This window comes from Pallidibacillus pasinlerensis, assembly GCF_009996845.1.
GTDB classification, from domain to species: domain Bacteria; phylum Bacillota; class Bacilli; order Bacillales; family Caldibacillaceae; genus Pallidibacillus; species Pallidibacillus pasinlerensis.
Map to the genome: position 1 here is coordinate 1 of NZ_JAACYS010000144.1, position 1294 is coordinate 1294.

Genomic DNA, 1294 nt, shown 5'->3' on the forward strand with positions numbered 1-1294 from the left:
AATTGATTTTTATCCCATTATGTTCCTTTATGTCATTTCTTGTAATGGTCTAGCAATGAATCTATCAATTGACTAAATTTTTCTAATATTTATATTAAATTTCAGTTTATTTTTTAATAACTTTTAAATTTATGTGTTATAATAAAGTCAAGTATTTTCTTTGCCTCGTTTGCTAATTATACTTGTTTATTGATAGAGATTTATTCGATAAATCCTTCCACCTACTTCATCGTTTTTATATCCAAAAGATTTTTATGGTTTTAAGGGGGAAGTATACAAATGACAACTGATAACAATGAAGTCGAAAACAGAACCAGAGAGGATGGGTGGTTTACAATGGTACAAGCCATTATTCATAGAATAAATCATTTATGTAATGAATATGATATGAGTATTTATGAGTTATCCAAACTTTCTGGTGTTAACCAATCTACTCTTAACGAAATAATGCAAGAAAGATCAAAAAAACCTCGTATTGATACAATGAAGAAGATCGCCTTTGGTTTCGGTATGAGGTTACCTGAATTTTTTGATGATCCTGTTTTTGATCGTATTAAAGGTGTTGACGATCAAGAATTGCCTGAAAGAAGTAACAGGCGTAGGAAGAAAACTAAATCTGAAAATGAAACTAAATAATTTTTTTGAATTTTTTTGATTCATTTTAAATGTTACTTTAAGAATCAAATCCAAAAACTATATTCAAAAAATTAAAATCAAAAAAAGCTCTGTTTATCACGAACAGAGCTTTTAACTTTTAACTTCATTTTTATTGCTTTGAATATAATCTTGAATCCAACCTCTTATTTTTGCAGAGTTTTTAATATTTCTTTCTTTATTTATTTTAGTAAATTCTTCCTTGATTTTCCTTTCAATTCTAAAAACAATTAAATCATCCTTACGTTTTACCACACTTATTACACCCCCGAACACTTCACTTAATGACTGTAAGTATTTGTTAATATATTTTCGTGATATTGCTTTTCGCAAACTATTTTGTCAATATCAACATTAATTTCTAAACACATTTCTTTTAATTCTTTTCTAGCTTCATTGAATTCCTTGATTTCATCCATTATAGACGTATATAATTCGTTCAATTCTACATGGTCTGAACTATCAAAACCGAAAGAACTTAATTCTTCCTGAATTATTTTTAAATCACCTAAAGATAAATAACCATGCTTTATTTTAGCCAACGAACTTAGTTTCTTATGATTTTTTTCAATCAATTCACCTAACCTAAAATATTGTTCTATAATCTTAAATTGACGATAATCCATCTATACCCCTTCCT

General features: G+C 27.2%; 3 protein-coding genes. 1 reads left to right on the top strand and 2 read right to left on the bottom strand.

What is annotated here, in order from left to right:
* Nucleotides 1-279 precede the first annotated feature (279 nt).
* Nucleotides 280-636, top strand: a complete 357-nt coding sequence (locus tag GW534_RS15855; RefSeq protein ID WP_161921930.1) for a helix-turn-helix transcriptional regulator — start codon at nucleotides 280-282, stop codon at nucleotides 634-636.
* Nucleotides 637-747: 111 nt separating this feature from the next.
* On the opposite strand, the gene GW534_RS15860 is transcribed toward GW534_RS15855, so the two are convergent.
* Both GW534_RS15860 and GW534_RS15865 read right to left on the bottom strand, forming a co-directional pair.
* A complete protein-coding gene (locus tag GW534_RS15860) occupies nucleotides 748-909 on the bottom strand; it encodes a hypothetical protein (RefSeq protein WP_161921931.1) in 162 nt (53 codons plus the stop codon).
* A 26-nt stretch (nucleotides 910-935) separates the two neighbouring features.
* Nucleotides 936-1280 (bottom strand): hypothetical protein, encoded by a 345-nt coding sequence (locus GW534_RS15865; RefSeq protein WP_161921932.1) that lies wholly within the window; start codon nucleotides 1278-1280, stop codon nucleotides 936-938.
* Nucleotides 1281-1294 lie beyond the last annotated feature (14 nt).

What these genes read in the sequence shown, in the direction of transcription:
- GW534_RS15865 (WP_161921932.1), bottom strand. Translation starts at nt 1,280, where the DNA reads ATGGATTATCGTCAATTTAAGATTATAGAACAATATTTTAGGTTAGGT.
- GW534_RS15855 (WP_161921930.1), top strand. Translation starts at nt 280, where the DNA reads ATGACAACTGATAACAATGAAGTCGAAAACAGAACCAGAGAGGATGGG.